General features: G+C 40.2%; 18 protein-coding genes. 12 read left to right on the top strand and 6 right to left on the bottom strand.

Features of this window, described 5'->3' with window-relative positions:
* Nucleotides 1-31 precede the first annotated feature (31 nt).
* The 5 genes from HCR01_RS10090 to HCR01_RS10070 all read right to left on the bottom strand — a co-directional run bounded on the left by HCR01_RS10090 (nt 32) and on the right by HCR01_RS10070 (nt 5,295).
* A complete protein-coding gene (locus HCR01_RS10090; protein ID WP_162397851.1) occupies nt 32-301 on the bottom strand; it encodes a YciI family protein in 270 nt (89 codons plus the stop codon).
* Nucleotides 302-413: 112 nt separating this feature from the next.
* Nucleotides 414-2,843, bottom strand: a complete 2,430-nt coding sequence (gene pheT, locus HCR01_RS10085; RefSeq protein ID WP_193196083.1) for a phenylalanine--tRNA ligase subunit beta — start codon at nt 2,841-2,843, stop codon at nt 414-416.
* Nucleotides 2,844-3,083: 240 nt separating this feature from the next.
* Nucleotides 3,084-3,488, bottom strand: a complete 405-nt coding sequence (locus HCR01_RS10080; protein WP_193196082.1) for a PIN domain-containing protein — start codon at nt 3,486-3,488, stop codon at nt 3,084-3,086.
* On the bottom strand, nt 3,485-3,685 hold the full coding sequence (locus HCR01_RS10075; RefSeq protein WP_193196081.1) for a type II toxin-antitoxin system VapB family antitoxin: 201 nt from the start codon (nt 3,683-3,685) through the stop codon (nt 3,485-3,487). Before HCR01_RS10075 ends, HCR01_RS10080 begins: the two co-directional genes overlap by 4 nt.
* A 209-nt stretch (nt 3,686-3,894) precedes the next feature.
* On the bottom strand, nt 3,895-5,295 hold the full coding sequence (locus HCR01_RS10070) for a response regulator (RefSeq protein WP_193196080.1): 1,401 nt from the start codon (nt 5,293-5,295) through the stop codon (nt 3,895-3,897).
* Nucleotides 5,296-6,044: 749 nt separating this feature from the next.
* On the opposite strand from HCR01_RS10070, the gene HCR01_RS10065 reads away from it, so the two are divergent.
* The 5 genes from HCR01_RS10065 to lhgO all read left to right on the top strand — a co-directional run bounded on the left by HCR01_RS10065 (nt 6,045) and on the right by lhgO (nt 12,154).
* Nucleotides 6,045-6,719, top strand: a complete 675-nt coding sequence (locus HCR01_RS10065; RefSeq protein WP_162397688.1) for a vWA domain-containing protein — start codon at nt 6,045-6,047, stop codon at nt 6,717-6,719.
* A 52-nt stretch (nt 6,720-6,771) separates the two neighbouring features.
* On the top strand, nt 6,772-7,554 hold the full coding sequence (locus HCR01_RS10060; RefSeq protein ID WP_193196079.1) for a PP2C family serine/threonine-protein phosphatase: 783 nt from the start codon (nt 6,772-6,774) through the stop codon (nt 7,552-7,554).
* Between the two features lie 53 nt (nt 7,555-7,607).
* Nucleotides 7,608-9,788, top strand: coding sequence for a tetratricopeptide repeat protein (locus tag HCR01_RS10055; protein ID WP_193196078.1), 2,181 nt, complete (start codon nt 7,608-7,610; stop codon nt 9,786-9,788).
* 317 nt (nt 9,789-10,105) lie between these two features.
* Nucleotides 10,106-10,879, top strand: a complete 774-nt coding sequence (gene rfbF, locus HCR01_RS10050; protein ID WP_193196077.1) for a glucose-1-phosphate cytidylyltransferase — start codon at nt 10,106-10,108, stop codon at nt 10,877-10,879.
* Between the two features lie 63 nt (nt 10,880-10,942).
* On the top strand, nt 10,943-12,154 hold the full coding sequence (gene lhgO, locus HCR01_RS10045) for an L-2-hydroxyglutarate oxidase (RefSeq protein WP_193196076.1): 1,212 nt from the start codon (nt 10,943-10,945) through the stop codon (nt 12,152-12,154).
* A gap of 227 nt (nt 12,155-12,381) precedes the next feature.
* On the opposite strand, the gene HCR01_RS10040 is transcribed toward lhgO, so the two are convergent.
* Complete coding sequence (locus HCR01_RS10040; RefSeq protein ID WP_193196075.1) at nt 12,382-12,579, bottom strand: hypothetical protein; 198 nt, start codon at nt 12,577-12,579, stop codon at nt 12,382-12,384.
* Between the two features lie 102 nt (nt 12,580-12,681).
* On the opposite strand from HCR01_RS10040, the gene HCR01_RS10035 reads away from it, so the two are divergent.
* From HCR01_RS10035 to HCR01_RS10005, 7 genes are all read left to right on the top strand, one after another.
* A complete protein-coding gene (locus HCR01_RS10035) occupies nt 12,682-13,713 on the top strand; it encodes an NAD-dependent epimerase/dehydratase family protein (protein ID WP_193196074.1) in 1,032 nt (343 codons plus the stop codon).
* 108 nt (nt 13,714-13,821) lie between these two features.
* A complete protein-coding gene (locus tag HCR01_RS10030; protein WP_193196073.1) occupies nt 13,822-15,090 on the top strand; it encodes a class I SAM-dependent methyltransferase in 1,269 nt (422 codons plus the stop codon).
* 247 nt (nt 15,091-15,337) lie between these two features.
* On the top strand, nt 15,338-16,378 hold the full coding sequence (locus HCR01_RS10025; protein ID WP_193196072.1) for a glycosyltransferase family 2 protein: 1,041 nt from the start codon (nt 15,338-15,340) through the stop codon (nt 16,376-16,378).
* A gap of 7 nt (nt 16,379-16,385) precedes the next feature.
* The gene (locus tag HCR01_RS10020) at nt 16,386-17,228 is read left to right on the top strand and encodes a phytanoyl-CoA dioxygenase (protein WP_193196071.1); all 843 of its coding nucleotides are present in this window, start codon (nt 16,386-16,388) and stop codon (nt 17,226-17,228) included.
* Nucleotides 17,229-17,272: 44 nt separating this feature from the next.
* A complete protein-coding gene (rfbC, locus tag HCR01_RS10015; RefSeq protein WP_193196070.1) occupies nt 17,273-17,830 on the top strand; it encodes a dTDP-4-dehydrorhamnose 3,5-epimerase in 558 nt (185 codons plus the stop codon).
* Nucleotides 17,831-17,951: 121 nt separating this feature from the next.
* Complete coding sequence (locus tag HCR01_RS10010; protein ID WP_193196069.1) at nt 17,952-19,196, top strand: glycosyltransferase; 1,245 nt, start codon at nt 17,952-17,954, stop codon at nt 19,194-19,196.
* Between the two features lie 115 nt (nt 19,197-19,311).
* On the top strand, nt 19,312-20,625 hold the full coding sequence (locus tag HCR01_RS10005; protein WP_193196068.1) for an NAD(P)H-dependent oxidoreductase: 1,314 nt from the start codon (nt 19,312-19,314) through the stop codon (nt 20,623-20,625).
* The last annotated feature ends 269 nt before the right edge of the window (nt 20,626-20,894 follow it).

Here is a 20,894-nt window from a genome sequence, read left to right as displayed (position 1 = left end):
AAGTTTTGCTGATTAACGGACTATATGATTTTTAAATAGCCTGAATCCACTCTTTGACAAAATATTCTGTCCAGATGCCATTTTTCCAATAAGGGTCATTTTCAATCAAATTACGGATGGTGGCTTCATCTTCAGCTTCGTAAATTCCAAAAACTTTGGTGACATCTTTGGTAGGGCCAATAGTAATTAGCACACCAGATTCTTTCTGTTTTGCTAATCCATCTAAATGTGCTTGACGGTAAGGGGTGCGCTTTTCCAAAACGTCTTCGCAGTAAGTTCCCCAGAGGATATATTTAGTCATAATTTTTGTTAGTACTATTAGTTAAGAATATATTGTGTTAAGAGTAGAGACGTTGCATTGCAACGTCTCTACATGGTCTATCTCAGCCTGGGAACTAGAAATCTCGTGACTATTAACTTCTCAAGTTAACGCCGAATTTTTCTACCAAAGCTTCGCGGACTTGATTGTGAACTGGTTCAACTTCAGCTTCGGTGAGGGTGCGATCGCTGGCTCGATAGATTAACCGAAATGCCAAACTTCGTTGTCCTTGTGGGACATTTTCGCCGCGATATTGATCAAACAATTCCACTGATTCTAGTAGTCCTTTACCAGCGTTGCTAATTACTTTTTCAATTTCGGCGACTGAGATTTTGACTGGTGCGAAGAAGGCGATATCGCGATCGCTAGCTGGATAGGTGGAATAAGGATGGAATATCGGAGTGAGGATTTCATCTTGCTCCATATAATCCAAGAGCACATCTACATCTAGCTGGAAAACGTAGACTGAATCTGGTAAGCCTTTTTCGCGTCGCACTTGGGGATGGAGTTGTCCAAAAATCCCTAGTCTGTTACCTCTTACCCAGAGTGAGGCGGTACATCCTGGATGCAAGCGTTCATCACGGCAATCGGGTTGATATTCTACTTGCAAACCAAGTTGTCGAAATACACTTTCTAAAATGCCTTTGGCTTCAAACCAGTTTAGGGGTTGCTCACGACCACTTTTTGACCATTTGCCAACGGTGCGATCGCCTCCAATGATAGCAGCGATCGCTTCTCCTTCTTGTAAACCGTCTTCTTGCCAGAAAATTCGCCCAATTTCAAAGCCATTGAGAGAACCATTACCCTGCTCTAAATTGTATTGAAAAGCATCAATTAACCCAGCAATTAAATCAGTTCGTAGTGCCGAATATTCTACAAATAAAGGGTTACTCAATACTATCTGTCCGGTTTCCCCTGGTTTAACTAAAGAGTAGTGGATTAATTCTGTCAATCCTTCCGCCCGCAAGTATGCGCGTAACTTGCGAATCAGTTCTTGATCTAAAGGCAGATAACCAGCTTCCGATTTGTCTGGTAGGGTATCGCAAAACTTGTTATAGCCATAGAGACGGGCAATTTCTTCAATCAGGTCGATTTCGCGTTCTAAGTCACGGTAACGATAAGGCGGTACGGAAACAGACCAAGTACCTTCTCCTGAAGGAGTTAACTGACATCCCAGTGCAGTCAAGATCCGTTCAATATCTTTTGCTTCCAGTTCTCCTGTATCCTCTGCCAAGTCGATTGGGCCGAGAATTTGATTAACTCTGTCTAGGCGCAGTACAATGGAACGACTCCAGGTAGATGGATCGGGGCGGGTATCGGCAATTTCCTGCTGGACAATCACGCCTTGGGCTAACTCGCTAATCAACGCCAAGGCGCGGCGATTGGCTACTTCCAACTCAGCCCGGTTAACTCCTCGTTCGTATCTACCAGAAGCCTCACTTCTTAACCCCACACTCCGGGAAGAACGGCGAATTGCTACAGAATCAAACAACGCTGCTTCTAAAACTAGGCTTTGAGTACCTTCATGCACTTCCGTTTCTTCTCCGCCCATGACTCCTGCTAGTGCAACAGGTTGATCATTAGCGGTGATTAACAAATTTTGGGTTGTGAGGGTGCGAGTTTGTCCATCCAGCGTTTTGAGGGTATCCCCAACTGTGGCGAAGCGAACACCGATGGTTAAACTTTTTTCACCTGCAACTGATTTTAGGCGATCGCGATCAAAGGCGTGTAGTGGTTGTCCCCATTCCAACAAAACATAGTTAGTAATGTCCACTACATTATTAATTGGTCTGACTCCAGCCGCCCGCAAGCGCTGTTGCAACCAATCAGGAGATGGCGCAATTTTGATCTGTTCAATTACTGTACCAATATAGGCAGGGCAAGCTTGCGGATCGGAGATTTTTAAAGCTAAATGTCCAGTACCTTTGGTAATCGATACCTCACCCGGTTCAGGAATGCTCAACTTTGCATCTGTCAAAGCTGCAACTTCTCGCGCGACACCTACCATACTCAAAGCATCAGCGCGATTAGCTGTGGCAGTTAAGTCTAAAATTACATCATCTAGACCCAACAATGGACGCACGTCGCTACCCAATGGCATTTCTTGAGGAAAAATATGAATTCCGTCTACATCGGTAGGTAAACCGAGTTCCTTTAAAGAACAAATCATCCCCTGAGACTGGACGCCACGCAGTTTTGCAGGTTTAATTTTTAAATCGATGTTTGGCAGGTAAGTACCTGTAGTTGCTACTGGCACATAAATATCTGCCCGCACATTGGAAGCACCACAGACAATATTTAAAGTTTCATTTGCACCGATATCTACTTGGCAAACACTCAATTTATCAGCGTTGGGGTGGGGTTGACGCTCAACCACTCTTCCCACAACAACGCCATTTGCCCAAGTGCGGCGATCTTCAATATCTTCTACTTCAAACCCAGCCATTGTTAGGGTTTCGGCTAATTCTTCGTGGCTCAGTTTTATCTCTACTAGTTCTCGCAGCCAATTTAGAGAAATACGCATGGAGTGTGCTGGTTTTTGAAATCGTCTTTTGCTCTAATTTTAGGGTGTCAATTAGCGATCGATGGCTACTCATCCCGCAAGACACACCCTTCCACTTGAACAATCCTACTACGTTGAACTGCCAGAATAATCTCTGTTTGCTATCTTTGTGTTGGGTTTTTGGCGTCTTGGCAGTAGGCTGCGATCGCTCTGGGTCTACGTTAAAAAATAACTTGTATCAATTATCTGATCAACTTAAACCTAGTATTCAACTAAAGTTATGGGAATATGCTGACTGAAATTATTAAAATCGTTGTCCGTAGTCAGGATACTAAAATTTCTCCGAACGGTTGCGGCACAAATGAGAAAATCTGTGTTTGCACCCTGAATGCCATTGTGTCGGCAAGTATTATAAAACTCAGAAGCAAGTTCGTAGTCTTCAATATCTAAGTCAAGATTTGGAAATGCGCGGAGATAATTTTTAAGCCGATTGTATTGGTTAGCGTGACGAATTCCGCAAAGTACCTCTTGCCGGACAGCACCCAGCAAAGCAACTCGACCATCCGTAATTAATTCATGAAACAATGCAATATAAGGTGAGTCGTCAGCTTTGCTAGCGCGTCTGAGAGCTAAAGACCAAACTGAAGTATCAACAATGACTTTCATCCTCTCTGGCGCTGTTGCTTGTAATCATAATCATCATCGTATTCAATCGTGCCAAATAGTTCTATTATTTTCAGTTGCTTTCGACGCTGCACATACTCTCGCAATGCTTCTTCAACAACGGCACGCTTAGTACGATTACCACCCAGTTCGAGGGCTTCCTGAATTAAGTTTTCGTCGATTTCTAGATTAATAGCCATGTACATATTCCCGAATTTTCGGCTGTTTACCTTCGTGTCTTAGTGCCTTAGTGAACCAGCGCTGTAGGCGACTGGTGTTCGCCTTACAGCCCTTTGGGCATCCTACGGCAGGCGTGCCGGAGGCATCACCCGGAGGGTGGTTCCAAAATTGACTTTTGAACCACAAAGATGCCAAGACACCAAGAAAAATACATTACACTTTGAAAGGGCTAAGTCAGATGCATAAAGACTATTTTTAATAATTCTGCGCGAGTAAAAGGTTTAGTGAGATATCCAGATGCTCCTACTAATCTTGCTTTTACTTTATCTACAAACCCCTTGTTACCTGTTACAAAAATAATGGGTATCTCTTTAAATAGCGAGTTATTTCGTATAATTTGGCACAACTCGTATCCATCAATTCCTACCATGTTAAGATCCAACAAAATTAAGTCTGGCTTGTGCCTAATAATCGACATCACAGCCTTTAGTGGCTCGTTAATCGTCACAACAGAAAAGTTTTCATTTTCTAAGAAACGGCTAATTTCTTTGAGAATTGTAGGACTATCATCTACAGAAACAATTTTGTAGGTTTTTTTGCTAGTTACAGTAGTAGCAGTTACTCTTTCAGGAGTAGGATTTATATTATTGGTTATTGTTAATTTCTGAATGTTTTCTTTTAAAGATTTAGAAATTTGTGGTACTCGCTCAATAGGAATTTTATTCTCTTCAAGAATATCTGGGTAAGCTTTGGTATTAGCGGTACTTAGTTCTTCTGCAACATTAACTGATTTCTGATTAACTAATGTTATCAATTTAGAAGATTGTGCAAATTCTTCCAATGTATTTGGTAACTGATCAAATGGTGGGTCTGGCTCATGCAATATAATTCCTCCCTGGATGATGTAAGGGTATAAATTGTGAGTAAGTTCGATTTCATCTTGATTCATAATCACAGCAAGATGACGTAGGCTGAAACCCTTCATCCAGTTAGTTAAATTTGGCTGGAGGTCTGGTAAGTTTTGTTTAGCAGGTTTACCAGTAATTAACAGATATGGACGTTGATAGGGAGAAGAAATTTGAGGCTCGAAAGACTTCCAACTCTCTAATCGTGCTTGACAGCGTTCTAAAATATTTTCTACATTCAATCTGCAAATGATTGGCATTCTATTAAGTGGTTCTGTTAGTTCATAAGTACCTTCTTTGATCAGTAAAAATGATTCAAGCACTTCTTTAACTAATTCTGGAATCAGTACTGCTGCTTGTGTAGAATGTAGATATTGTTGACTAACAAGCCATTGTATAGCTTGATATTCAGGAGGCTGATTTCTAGAGTTACTCTCATGTTCTACTACTTGACTATGTGTATCTGATTCAAACATCAGACGTAATTGAACACGAACTTCATTAGTAAGTGATGGAATTTGATGGCTGAGGCGACGCAAATGACGTTCTAGTCGATCAAAGGGTTCAACTGAATGGGTAGCATAAATTATTTTGCCTTGCTCTAAATAAATCCACCAGGAAACTGAGTTGCTAAATACTTGTAAACAAATACTCTCAGAACAATTAAATAACTGTTTTAACAAACTCTGAGGACGTAATTTAGTAAATGTACCTGAGTTATTCATATTTTTCGATTTTTTGCGGATCAGCGACTAAATATTTGTAAATGGGAAATATCGGCTATGAAGTATTCTCTTCTTTTTAATATTTCTCTAGACACAAATTATTTTTTAAAATATGTATATATATTACAAATTATAATTTTTATAACTTTTTTGTTACATTCGGCACGTTTGACAACAAGTCTGAAAAGTTAAGTTAAGTGGACACAAAAAATGTAAATATTAGTCATGACTATTTCAGCGGGCGTCAGTTTAGTTGTCAGTTGCCCTCCCTAACGATAACTATTAACTCAAGTCCTTAACAATTATGTTTATTTACGCCCCAGTTACTTACTAAGCAATTTTGATGTAAAGTTCACACAGTTACGTGAGTATACTTTGAAGTCTGATAGTCTTAATTAGGATTAATTACTTTTATATAAAATGGAGGTTTTACTACATGAAATCTTTAAAAACTTATCTAGGAAAATTTACGTATTTATTGTATCCTAGTTATGAAGAGATAGAATTTTTGGTAGATCCACTACAACAGGTAATGTTAGCTCCTGATAAATTCTTTATTTATTAAACGCAGTCTAGTTGTGATTAAGAGTTCCTTAAATATGTAGAGATTCTTGTGAAAATATTCTGTTTAATAAAAATTAAAGTATCTGCTGCCAAACATCATATCTGTAGTTGTGTCGGCATCAAAAACTATATACTTTGAGAACGAGGTCAATAAAGCTTTGGACTATAACATAACACAAGAAGTTATGCATGATACATTAAGACTTGATGAAGTTGTGGAGTTTGCGGAAAATCCAGAACCGCGTTGTCCGTGCGTGCTACTACTAGATACATCTGGCTCAATGCAAGGAGAGCCGATTGAGGCTTTAAATCAGGGTTTGCTGAGTCTGAAAGATGAATTAGTAAAAAATTCTTTGGCAGCAAGACGGGTAGAGGTAGCGATAGTTACCTTTGATAGCAATGTCAACGTAGTGCAAGATTTTGTGACTGCTGATCAATTCAATCCCCCCATTTTGACAGCACAGGGACTAACTACGATGGGTTCGGGAATTCATAAAGCTTTGGACATAATTCAAGAGCGCAAATCTCAGTATCGTTCTAACGGCATTGCTTACTATCGTCCTTGGGTCTTTATGATTACTGATGGAGAGCCACAGGGTGAGCAAGATAATGTGGTAGAGCAAGCAGCGCAGCGCCTACAAGGAGATGAAGCAAACAAACGCGTAGCTTTTTTTACTGTCGGTGTAGAAAATGCGAATATGACGCGCTTAAATCAAATTACTGTGCGTACTCCTCTAAAACTCAAAGGTCTAAACTTTATTGAGATGTTTGTCTGGCTGTCAGCTAGTATGTCAGCTGTTTCTCACTCACAGGTAGACGAACAGGTGGCACTACCACCAATTGGCTGGGGGGCTGTTTAATTTAAAGATGGCAGCTTGATGTTAACGACAGCGGGCTGTTGGAATAAAATCTATGAACACATCAAAACAGATTGCTCAATGGCGGGTAGTAGCTGCGTCTGTATGTGGTACAAGCCACTTAAAGAACAAGCAGTTGTGTCAAGATGCTCACCACTGGCAGATATTATCAGATAATGTTTTAGTCATAGCGGCAGCAGATGGTGCAGGTTCAGCCAGCCAGGGGAAAGTGGGGGCGATGGTTGCTGTGGAAACAGCAATAGAAAGCATTTCCATCAAACAAGTCACCCGGAAGTTCTTGACTGATGATACCAATGTGCGATCGCTCTTGAGCGAGGCGATGGTAGCCGCCAAAAAAGCTGTGGAAGATGAGGCGGCTGCTTGTCAGAAACAACCTCAAGATTTAGCAACTACCTTAATTATTCTGGTTGCCACGCCAGAAGTTGTGGCTGTGGCACAGATAGGTGATGGTTTAGCCGTAGCCAAAGATAGCATGGGCAACCTCCTCGCACTTACCATGCCTGACAGCGGCGAATACATCAACGAAACCACTTTTTTGACTTCGGCCAGTGCTTTAGATACAGCGCAGATGAGATTATGGCGTGAAGACATAATCAATGTTGGTGTCCTTACCGACGGACTACAAATGCTGGCTTTGAATATGGTTGTTAGTGAACCTCATAAACCGTTCTTTTTTCCTCTGTTTGAGTTTGTAGCGAATTCTGAAGATAAGACCGTGGCAAAAGAACAGTTGGTAAGCTTTTTACGCTCAGAGCGGATTACGCAACGCACTGATGACGATTTAACACTCATTATTGCTGCATTGAGCGACTCATGAGCAATAGTTTAGTGTTTGGCATTTTAAACAACTCCCGTTAGCGGTAATTCACCATGCAGGTACTACGTTGTCTTCCTAAGCAAGAAATTCTCAACCTCAGTGTCAGTCTGGGGCGTGGCGGTGAAGCTTGTGTCTATGCACTGCCATCCGATAGCAATATGGTGGCAAAGATTTATCACAAGCCAACTGTTGCCCATGCTGACAAACTCCAGGCGATGCTTGCCAACCCGCCGGAAAACCCTACAGCGAGTTTAGGGCATATCTCCATCGCTTGGCCAGAAGTTTTATTGCGATCGGCAGATGGCAGCGGTGGCGTCATCGGATTCTTAATGCCACGCATTCAGGGGATGCGTCCAATCATCGACTTTTACAACCCCAGAACCCGTCGCCAACACTGTCCTTTATTCAATTATCAGTACCTACTCCGCACGGCTCGGAACCTAGCGGCGGCTTTCGCTGCTCTACACGCTAGTGGATATTGCGTTGGCGATGTGAATGAGTCAAATATCCTCGTCAGCGACACAGCACTCGTCACCTTGGTAGACACAGACTCTTTCCAAGTACGCGACCCAAACAACAATATTGTTTACCGCTGCTCAGTGGGTAAACCAGAGTTTACCCCACCAGAACTACAGAATAAAACTTTTGCCCAACACGATCGCGAAATTTCCCACGACTTATTTGGGTTAGCAGTGCTGGTATTTCAACTATTAATGGAAGGCACGCACCCATTTTCTGGTATTTTTCAAGGCGCTGTTGAGCCACCGCCCTATGAAGCACGCATTGCATCTGGACATTTCACTTACAGTAAACAGCGACGCGTACCTTACCTGCCTACCCCAATTGCACCCGCTTGGGAAATTCTCCATCCCAGCTTACAAGAATTATTTGTGCGTTGTTTTGAAGAAAGTCATAACAGCCCACACCTGCGCCCCAGCGCTCAAACCTGGCTATCGGCACTAGCTGAAGCCGAAGATAGCCTGATTAGCTGTACTGTAAATCCCCAGCATCGCTACAACAATCATCTGCAAAGCTGTCCCTGGTGTGAACGGACATCGCGATTAGGTGGACGTGACCCCTTTCCATCCCATCGGGCTATTGAAAGTAGAGAACATCTACAACCGCGAATCAAATCGAAAAGACGCTACAATCAAACTCCACGTTCACCACAGCCAGGCATACCGACGCACGCAGTCAATTATTGGCAGCCAATTATCCAAAGTGTTGCGCCTTATCAACCTTCCAGAAGACCAAAATTATACCCGATTATTTGTTGCTTGCTGGGTTTTGGTGTTTTGGGATATTTGGACGTAATGATTAAATTTACTCGTCCGTTTGTTTTCCAAAATGCTTATACTCAACAAACATTAAAGCCTCCTCAAACAATTAAAAAAGATCTTCTCAGCTTCGCAGATTATTATAAACAGGGTCATGCTGCTTACAAAGTGCGAGACTATGATCTAGCAATTGAAAACTTTAGCCAAGCAATAGAAAAAGATCCCAAAAATGCGAAAGCTCGCGTCAATCGGGGTAATGCCCGCTACAACTTGAAAGACTATGAAGGAGCGCGTACTGACTATAGCCAAGCTCTACAAATCAATCCTAAAGAAATAAAAGCTTTTGTGAATCGGGGAAATGCTCTCTATATGCTCGCTGAATATAGTAACGACCCTGACAAAGAGTATAACCTGGCGATCGCAGACTTTAATAATGCCCTACGCCTTGACAGTAATGAAGTAGAAGCTTTAATCAGGCGAGGTATTGTCCGCGCTCAAATTGCCAAATACAGCGGTGATTCTCAAAAAGGTTATAAAAGAGCCATTGCAGATTTTACCGAAGCAATAGACCTCAATTCCTCTAAAACAGAAGCTTACTTTCAGCGCGGTGTTGCCTATTATCAAATCGCCCAATATAGCAGCGATTACGCTCAAGAATACAAAGAAGCAATAGCCAACTTTAACCAAGCACTAAATCTCAATCCCAAGCTAGCGAAAGTGTATCTCAAACGAGGTATGGTTCGTTATGAACTTTCACAATATAGTGGCACTAAATCTAACCAAAACCGTACGCAAGCTATTGAGGATTTACAAACAGCTGCTAAAATCTCTCTTGAGCAGGACGATATGGATAATTACCAGCAAGCACTCAGCCATATGTGCGTAGTCGTAGAAAACAAATGTGACAGTTTATTCCAAAGCTCAAGTATGTTAGAAAAAGCTAACAACAAAAAGTAAATTTTGTTACTAGTAAATATGGGTTTTGATTGAGAAAAATCAGTCCTAATCAGGGTTAGCTTCAGCTAACCCTGATTGTTTTTGAGATAGATTTTGTATTTCAATTAATATAAAATTTTCCGGTTTATATATATTTATAAAGCTTTCACAGACAAAAGATTTTAATTTATCATTCCTTCATAATTTTGAATAAAATCTTCGTTAGATTATTTACGGAGAAAAATAAATTAGAAATCAATTTTTCTCTATCCAAGTGCATCCTCTTCATATCGTAAAAGTCAAATAATAATCTACCTGCAAATCTCCGAGGTAATTGCATGAAAGCGGTGATTTTGGCTGGAGGGCTTGGTACACGCCTCAGTGAAGAAACTAGTATCAAACCCAAGCCGATGGTTGAAATTGGTGGCAAACCAATTCTATGGCATATAATGAAAACTTACTCTGCCCACGGCATTAATGATTTCATTATTTGTTGCGGTTACAAAGGTTACATAATTAAGGAGTATTTTGCCAACTACTTCTTACACATGTCAGATGTTACCTTTGATTTGCGATTTAATCAGATGAATGTACATTTTGGTTATGCTGAACCCTGGCGAATCACCTTAGTGAATACGGGTGATAACACAATGACAGGTGGACGCTTAAAGCGCATTAGCGAACATGTTGGTAATGACACTTTTTGCTTCACTTATGGTGATGGTGTCAGTGATGTAAATATCACAGAACTAATTAAATTTCATCAAGAACAAAATACCTTGGCAACACTCACCGCAGTTCAGCCAGCAGGGCGTTTTGGTGCTATTTCTTTAGGAAATGAGCAAACTAAAATTGCTAGCTTTCGGGAAAAACCTGAAGGTGATGGTGCTTGGATTAATGGTGGTTATTTTGTCCTAGAACCAGAAGTAATTAACTTAATTGCTGATGATTCTACTATTTGGGAGCAAGAGCCATTAGAGAAGCTAGCTGATATGGAACAGCTATCTGCTTTCAAACATCATGGTTTTTGGCAACCGATGGATACTTTACGTGATAAAAACTATCTAGAGGAGCTATGGAAGAACAGTCAGGCTCCTTGGAAAGTATGGTAGATAATAGTAAATTTTATCTGCATAAAACACTTCAATACTCTGGCTTCAGGTGCGATAGTACTAATGTATGATTTTGCGATTATAGGCGGGGGAATAGTCGGACTTTCCACAGGATTAGCTTTAGGCAAACGCTATGCCAATGCACGCATTTTAGTATTAGAAAAAGAGAGCCAATGGGCCTTTCACCAAACCGGTAATAATAGTGGAGTGATTCATTCTGGTATTTATTATAAGCCGGGGAGTTTCAAAGCTAAATTTTGTCGTGACGGTAGTCGCTCGATGGTAGAATTCTGCCAAGAGCATGGAATTGAGCATGAAGTTTGCGGTAAAGTAATTGTTGCCACAGAAGAACAAGAGCTACCACGCCTGGAAAAGCTTTACACGCGAGGCTTAGAAAATGGCATAGCAGTCCAGAGAATCAGCCCAGAGGAAGTCAAAGAAATTGAACCTCATGTGAAATGTGTAGGTGGAGTTCGAGTATTCTCAACTGGTATTGTTAATTACAAGCAAGTTTGTTTGAAATACGCTGAGTTAATTCATCAACAAGGTGGAGATTTACACCTCAATACAAAGGTTCTAAAAATCTCCCCAAGTGGTAAAAATCAGGTACTAGAAACAAAGAATGGTAGCTTTGAAACGCGCTTTGTGATTAATTGTGCAGGATTGCATAGCGATCGCATAGCCAAGTTAGGTCAAGTTGACCCTCAAGCGAAAATTGTACCATTCCGGGGAGAATATTACGAACTTGTCCCAGAAAAACGCTATCTAGTCAAGACGCTAGTTTACCCGGTTCCTAATCCAGATTTTCCCTTTTTGGGTGTTCACTTTACTCGGATGATTGATAGCAGCGTTCATGCAGGGCCAAATGCAGTTCTCAGCCTGAAGCGCGAAGGTTATCAAAAAACCGACTTTAACTTAGGGGATTTTCTGGAAGTCATAACCTATCCCGGTTTCTGGAAATTAGCAGCCAAACACGCTGATGAAGGCATTCAGGAAATCATTCGTTCTTTTAGTAAAGCCGCCTTCGTCAGCAGCTTGCAAAAACTAATTCCAGAAGTGCAAGCAGAGGATTTAGTTCCCACCCATGCGGGAGTCCGCGCTCAGGCTTTGATGAACAATGGTTCTTTGGTGGATGACTTTTTGATTGTTCAAGGTCAAAACTCCATCCATGTTTGCAATGCTCCTTCTCCTGCTGCGACATCTTCTTTAGAAATTGGTAAAGCGATTGTGGCACAAATTCCTCAACCGTTACATTTAGAGACTGTAGTAGCTTAAGAGATAGTTGCTTGTGCTTCTTGGGTGGATGCAAGTAGAATTAGGAACAAGCGATCGCAACTTCAAAATAACTCAGCTTTGAATCTCAACATCTACACTATCAGGAAATGCGATCGCTGCTGATTTCTGCTTGCAAAAGTAACTATATCCTCCAATTTTTTATCAGTTATACAAAACCGTTTGCATTGACATATATATATGTGAAACTTTCCGGTATTACTGATATCTCAATTGAAAGTAGTGGTGTTGGTATTAGACCCCACAAAATTCCCACAAGAAGTTATACCAATTAAAAAAAAGTATGTGACAGATAGACCATTGTAGAGACGTTGCATTGCAACGTCTCTACCAAAGGATTTGTTGCAGTTAGCGGAGTCATGGGGTAACAAGCCATACATGATGCCACAATTTGTCGCAGCAGTCATCAATAGAAACATTCCTCCTTACTCAATTGCGGCTGGTGTACCCGCAGAGTAATTGCTCAGCCGAATGGAATTGAACTCATCAATACAGAGAATTTGACAACAATGAAAATATTAGTAACCGGAACAGAAGGCTATCTTGGTTCGTTATTACCTGCTCTGTTAATCGAACGAGGACACGAAGTTCTCGGCATCGATACTGGTTTCTATAAAGTTGGTTGGCTGTACAACGGTACTGAAGTGACAGCCAAAACCCTCAACAAAGATATCCGTGACATCACACCGGAAGATTTGCAAGGCGTGGAAGCAATAGTTCACATGGCAGAACTCTCCAACGACCCCACCGGACAGTTAGCACCCAATATCACTTACGAAATTAATCATCTAGGTTCAGTTCGTCTAGCTAACCTAGCTAAAGCCATAGGTGTGCGCCGCTTCATATATATGTCTTCGTGCAGTGTCTACGGTGTTGCTACCGAAGGTGATGTCACAGAAGCATCTCCTATTAATCCCCAAACAGCCTACGCAGAATGTAAAACTTTAGTAGAGCGGGATGTCCAACTATTAGCCGACGATGACTTCTCTCCTACCTTTATGCGGAATGCCACAGCCTTTGGTGCTTCTCCGAGAATGCGCTTTGATATTGTTTTAAACAACTTGGCAGGCTTGGCATGGACTACAAAACAAATCAAAATGACCAGTGATGGTACACCTTGGCGTCCATTAGTCCACGCATTGGATATTTGCAAAGCCATAGTCTGCGCTTTAGAAGCGCCACGAGATATTGTACATAATCAAATCTTCAACGTGGGAGATACAGCGAACAACTATCGCGTCAAAGAAATTGCTGAGATTATTGCTGCTATTTTCCCAAATTGCAAATTGTCCTTTGGTGACAACGGTGCAGACAACCGCAGTTATCGAGTCTCCTTCGAGAAAATCAACACAACACTACCCGGATTTAAGTGTGATTGGAATGCCCAGTCCGGTGCTCAACAGTTATTTGATTTATTCAATCAAATAGATATGGCTGAAGATACTTTCTTATTTAGAGGATTTACACGCTTAAAGCAGCTAGAGTATCTAATTCGTACTGAGCAAATTGACCAAGATTTCTTTTGGAAAAAAAGTAGTTAAAGTAGCCTAATAGTAGTAAATAAACAGATGCCAATTTCCGAATCAACAATATTTGATTCGGATTTATCTCATCTATCAAGTTGTTTTCCTTTAGCGAGACTTTAATTTATGGTAATTGCACAATGTCGTTTTAGTCGTCAACATTTACACCATACGTTTGTTGATTTAGGGATGTCACCTTTAGCCAACGCTTATCTAACAGCGGAACAGCTAAATAGTGCCGAGAAATTTTATCCACTCCACGCTTATATCTCAGAAGATACTCTATTGGTTCAATTAGAACAGTTTGAAACTCCAGATCAGATTTTTGGTGACTATGCTTACTTTTCTTCTTACTCGGCAACTTGGCTAAAACACGCCAAGGCTTACACCGATATGATAGTAGAAAAGTTTGGTTTAAATCATCACACTCAAGTTATTGAAATTGCCAGCAACGACGGCTATCTACTGCAATATTTTGTAGAGAAAAGAATCCCAGTTTTAGGAATAGAACCAGCAACGAATATAGCCAAGGTAGCCCAAGAAAAAGGTATTCCTAGTATAAACAAGTTTTTTGGAGTTGAAACCGCTAAAGAACTAGTTATACAAGGAAAACAAGCTGATCTTTTAGTAGGCAACAATGTCTTAGCTCACGTTCCAAATTTAAATGATTTTATCGCCGGGATAAAACTCCTTCTCAAGCCGAATGGTATCTTGACAATGGAGTTTCCTCACATTTTACAACTCATTCAACAAAATCAGTTTGACACTATCTATCACGAGCATTTTTCTTACTTTTCATTCCTCACTGTAGAAAAAATTTTTGCAGCGCACAATTTAAAACTTTTTGATGTGGAGGAATTATCAACTCATGGCGGTTCTTTAAGAATTTACGCCAAACATGACTATGCTGATAATCCCATAATTAGCGAACGAGTTAGCCAAATCAAAGCAAAAGAAATTGCTGCTGGATTACACCAGATAGAAACTTACATTACATTTGGAGAAAAAGTCAAAGAGACAAAGCACAAGCTGTTAAGTTTTATCCTAGCGGCTAAAGCCAAGGGTAAATCAATTGCCGGTTATGGTGCGCCTGCTAAAGGTAATACGTTACTCAATTACTGTGGTATTGGTAAAGATTTCATCGATTACACAGTAGACCGCAATCCCTATAAACAGGGATTATTTTTACCTGGAACTCATATTCCCATTTTTCATCCAGACACAATCCGCGAAACTAAACCAGATTATGTACTAATTTTACCTTGGAATCTCAAGGAAGAAATTATGGAACAAATGGCATTTATTAGCGAGTGGGGTGGACAGTTTGTAGTGCCAATTCCTGAAGTTCAAGTTTATTCGTTACCTGTACGGGATTTGCTATCCGTAGTATCGTAATTTGCAAATAAAAGCAGTGTAAGTAAAAATTTACACTGCTTCTTTAGTTGAAATTATTCATAAAAGAACTGTTTGGTAAATAACTAAAAAAATCGTAATTTAGCACTATTAATTTTAAATTTTTCCTGGCTGAGTACATCAACAGATGAAGTAGTTTATGAACGATGCTTTTCTATTGAAAATTAAGATATTACATCTGACTGCAAAGTATAGCGAACTCTACAAAAACTGATTTTTATTTCTCACCATGAATAAATTACTAACCATTGCCATCCCTACTTATAATCGTGCCGAGTTACTTGATAAACAGCTAGCATGGCTGACTCAGGCTATTAAAGGTTTTGAGTCTGATTGTGAAATTTTGGTTTCTGACAATTGTTCTACCGACAATACTCAGTATGTCATAAAAAAGTGGCAAACTCAACTTAGTTCAATCACATTTAAAATAAATAAAAACTTTAAAAATTTAGGCGTAGTTAAAAATATTATTTATTGCCTCAACTCTGCAACAACAAAATACGTTTGGACAATTGGCGATGATGACCCAATTCAGGAAAGAGCCGTTAGTTATGTCATCGACAAACTCAAGCAACACGAAGATTTATCATTACTGTTTCTCAACTTTTCTGGCCGGAATAAAATTACTGGAGAACCAGTACATCCACCAACAATAGTTGATAATCGCTGGTTTGATGTTGATAGCGAAGATGCTTGTGGTGATGGTAAAGCAATATTTGAGCATTGTTTTTCTAAAAGTGTTGGTGCAGTTATATTTTTGACTGCTACGGTGTACCGCACCGACTTAGTAAAACGCGCTCTACAAATTTGGCAAGATGCTGAGAATAACTGGATATCTTTGGCCTATTTAGCTGGTTATTGTGCAGCTAATGGTAGTGTAATTGTTACTAAAGAGACTTATTTGGAATGTATTGTCGGTGTGAGTTATTGGCAGAAAGAACCCAAGTCTGCACTATTAATGCAATACAAACATATACCGGAAGTGATTTTAAAACTGGAGGAGAGTGGATATTCTAAGCAGTTTTGCAGGCGGATGCTTTTGCAAAATGGTAAAGAAGTAAATTTAAAAGTCTTCTTAGGTGCTTTAAGAAGATGGCCTTTGTCTGCTATTAAAATAGTCATTCCGTTTTTAGCTTTAGTTAGCTTTTCAGCATTTGATCTCATGGCTTTTAAAGAGTTTAAAATCTCCGAAGCTAGTGAAACATCTACTCAAGAAATGCGAGCTAATAATAAACGTTTTGGTACTAAAGCTGCATTAAAAACAAAGTGATTTTACCATGCTTAACAACATTAAAGACAAAATAGCTTCACTAGGATCTGAGTTAGTTTATAGATTAGCTGTTTTGAAACATGCTGCTAATTTGCCTGCATTGGAAGAAAGCGATCGCCTAATTCTTAATGCTCTTAAAAAAGACGGCGTTTATATCACAACACTTGCCGAATTAGGATTAAATTCTACTTCCGAACTGCTCAAAACTGCTTACGTGCAATTATCTCAGATGGAAGAGTTAAATAACGAACATCTAGATAAAAAGTGGCCGCAAATTTACACAGTTACAGGTTTACCAGAAATCTCTACCTGGGGAAGGGAGAAAAGACTACTCAACATCATCGAAAATTATATTGGTCTTCCTATTACTTTTCACGGTGTACACTTACGCAAAGATTTCAAGAGCGATAATCAGTTTGGTACACTGCTTTGGCATAGTGATGCAGAAGACCGCCGGATTATCAAAATCTTTATTTACTTAAATGATGTTGATGAAAAGACCGGGCCTTTTGAATACATTCCGCGTTCCTTAACCTCCTTATTTAGTTTGAATTATTGGCGAATTTACTACAAGCTTTTGAAGTCAAGCTATTTAGGTATTAATGATGAACAAGTAAAAGAAGTCATTCCCAAATCAGCTTGGAAATCCTGTACAGGGCCAGCAGGAACAGTCATTATTGTAGATACAAAAAATGCTTTCCATCACGGAACAGTACGCACAGAAGACCGCTCAGCTTTATTTTTTTGTTATACAGCTAATCCTCCAGAACGCCCAGACCTTTGTACTCAATACTGGGATGATACTTATCCCAGAATAGAGTTAAAGCAACAGCTAGAAAATAGCCGCTAGTGTATTAATTGCCAAGTTTTTGTTAATACTAACCCTTGTTATCTATGATATTCACCGAAACCGCACTCAAAGACGCATTCATCATTGATTTAGAAGAAAAGCCAGATCACCGTGGTTTTTTCGCGCGGACTTTCTGCGCTCAAGAATTTGCAGCACACGGGTTAAAGCCAACAGTAGCTCAATGTAACCTATCTTTTAACTACAAAAAAGGTACTCTGCGGGGAATGCACTATCAAACTCTCCCAGCAGCAGAAACGAAACTAATTCGCTGTACTAAAGGTGCTATTTATGACGTAATTATTGATATGCGTCCTGAGTCGCCAACTTTTTTATCACACATCGGTGTAGAACTCACAGCAAACAACCACCGCGCCTTATATGTTCCAGAAATGTTTGCTCACGGCTATCAAGCACTCGTGGATGAGACTGAAGTTGTCTATCAAGTGGGTGAATTTTACACGCCTGGGTATGAGAAAGGTCTACGCTATGACGACCCATTTTTTAATATTGATTGGCCTCTAGATGTGACTGAAATTTCTGAGAAAGATTTAAATTGGCCTTTGTTGAGAATGATGACTGTTGGAGGTACAAGTTCCAGATAAATATAGCTTTTAAATAGTTTGCGATCGCCCTCTATTTTTATCATCTTCATTTGGCAATTAAAAACTGAAAAGCAGTTGCTAAATCCTCTTTATTGAGTCTAATAAAATTGGAAAATACAAAATGCCAAACAATACTATATCTCATCTTGCTACTTCTATCTCTTCTTTGATCAAAAAGGTAAACACTCGCATCAATTACATCAAAACGTTGCAGGTTGTTTCCCTAAAACCAAACCAACCTTCTAAAGGAAATGTACTTCTTTCTTATCGAATTGAACCATTCTTGTTAAAACCAGGTCAACCTGTGCCCAATGACCAAAGTTGGAATTGGGAGTGTCTGCTCATCGCGCAAACTTTTTTAGACCTTGGTTATAGCGTTGATGTTATCCAATTCCACAATGATGAATTCGTTCCTCAAAAAGACTACGCATTTTTTATTGATTTACGTCATCGGCTAGAAGCACTTACACCATTACTTAATAAAGATTGCATCAAAATTTTTCACGTTGACATTGCTAATATGGTGTTTCGCAATGCGGCTGAATGTAACAGGCTTTTAGAACTACAACAGCGTAGAGGTATTACTTTACGTCCGCAGCGGTTTGAAACGCCTAACTTGGGAATTGAATATGCCGATTATGCTACTGTGTTGGGCAACGATTTCACAGTTAATACATTTAAATACGCTAACAAACCGATGTTTCGTATTCCTATTTCTTCGTCACACGTTTATCCCTGTCCCGACAAGAAAGACTTTGAAGCGATAAGAAAGCGTTTTCTGTGGTTTGGTGGTAGTGCTTTAGTTCTCAAAGGATTAGACTTAGTTTTAGATGCTTTTGCTCAAATGCCAGAATACCACTTAACGGTTTGCGGCCCTGTCAGTAACGACAAAGAATTTGAAAAAGCATTCTATAAAGAGTTGTATGAAACACCAAATATTCATACTCATGGTTGGGTTGATGTTAGCAGTCCTGAGTTTTTAGAAATTACAAATAACTGTTTAGGACTTGTTTATCCTTCTGTTTCTGAGGGGCAGGCAGGAGCCGTAATAACTAGTCTGCAAGCCGGGTTAATTCCGATTTTAACCTACGAGTCTGGTGTAGATGTTCACGATTTTGGTGTAATTCTAAAGAACTATTCTCTTGAAGAAATTAAGGCAACAGTTAGAAAAATTGCCAATTTACCTGGAGAAGACTTAAAACTAATGTCCCGTAAAGCATGGGAATATGCAAGAGAAAATCATACCAAAGAAAAGTTTGCTGAGGCTTACCGAAATGCTGTGGAGCAAATGATAGAAAACCATAGACAGAAACAACAAGCATCTTTCACTGAATCTAGCAAACAATCAGTTAGTAGTTATAGCTAATAAGTGAACACTAAACAGTTATCAGTTTTCTTGATTTATAGGAATTAATTGATAACTGATAACTGATATAGAGAATTGGTATACCAACAAACAGTTCTATAAAGGAATTTAGTTAATGATTATTATCGATCGCGCCTTACAAACCCGCGCAGCAGCAGGGAATCCCATCAAAGTAGGGATGATTGGTGCTGGCTTTATGGGTCGAGGAATTGCCAATCAGATTGTCAATTCAGTTCCGGGGATGGAGTTAGTTGCTATCTCTAACCGTGGGATTGACGCCGCCAAGCAAGCTTATTCAGAAGCAGGAATTGAGGAGATTCAAGTTGTTGCTAGTGTCAGCGAACTAGAAGATGCGATCGCCTCTTCCAAGTGTGCCGTCACAGAAGATGCCAACTTACTTTGCCGCGCCGAAGGAATCGAGGCCATAATCGAAGTCACGGGTGCTGTAGAGTTTGGCGCTCATATCGTGTTAGAAGCGATCGCCCATCGCAAACATGTGATTATGATGAATGCCGAACTCGACGGCACTATCGGCCCTATCCTCAAAGTGTATGCCGATAAAGCTGGAGTGATTCTCAGCGCTTGTGATGGCGATCAGCCAGGAGTGCAAATGAATCTTTACCGATTTGTGAAAAGCATTGGTTTAACTCCGCTATTGTGCGGTAACATTAAAGGACTTCAAGACCCCTATCGTAATCCCACCACCCAAGAAGCATTTGCCAAGCGTTGGGGTCAAAAACCCCACATGGTAGCTAGCTTTGCCGACGGAACAAAAATCTCCTTTGAGCAGGCGATCGTTGCCAATGCCACAGGTATGAAAGTCGCCAAACGCGGGATGCTGGGATATGACTTCAGCGGTTATGTTGAAGAAATGACCCATCTGTACGATGTTGAACAACTCAAGCAACTAGGCGGTATCGTCGATTATGTAGTTGGAGCAAAACCTGGGCCTGGCGTGTATGTATTTGCTACTCACGATGACCCCAAGCAACGCCACTACCTCAACTTGTACAAACTAGGTGAAGGCCCTCTTTACAGCTTCTATACTCCCTATCACCTCTGTCATTTTGAAGTTCCACTATCTGTCGCGCGTGCTGTCCTGTTCCAAGATGCTGTTATGTCTCCATTGGCTGGCCCTCTCGTGGATGTTGTCACCACTGCCAAAATCGACCTAAAAGCAGAGGAAACCTTAGACGGCATCGGTTACTACATGACCTACGGACAATGTGAAAATTCCCACATCGTCCAAGAACAAAATCTTCTACCAATTGGTTTAGCTGAAGGATGTCGTTTGAAGCGAGATATTCTTAAGGATCAAGTCCTCACTTACGAAGATGTAGAATTGCCCAAAGGTAGACTCTGTGACCAACTACGAACTGAGCAAAACGCTTATTTTGCTTCAGAAAAAATTCTGGCAGCAGTTGGGTAAATTCTAGACTTTTATAGATATTAGTAGTAACTATTTTTCATGTGTGGTCATCACAAGAGTTAACTACCTGCTCTCAAATCAGAACAAGTTTATCAAAAACTTATGATGTCATTATCCTCAGAAAAGGGTTTACTACTATTATCTAATATTTTGGTCTCAATCATCAATAGATTGTGAATGTTTTATAGTACCAGTGTAGGTATTTCTAGCAAGATTTAGAGGATATTTGAAAAGTTGCTGGTAAAACACCAAATGCTTTGATAATCTAT

Source organism: Nostoc sp. MG11 (genome assembly GCF_014904695.1).
Lineage (GTDB): Bacteria > Cyanobacteriota > Cyanobacteriia > Cyanobacteriales > Nostocaceae > Komarekiella.
Note: the sequence above shows the minus strand (reverse complement) of the source record. Positions and strands in the feature narration are given on the sequence as shown.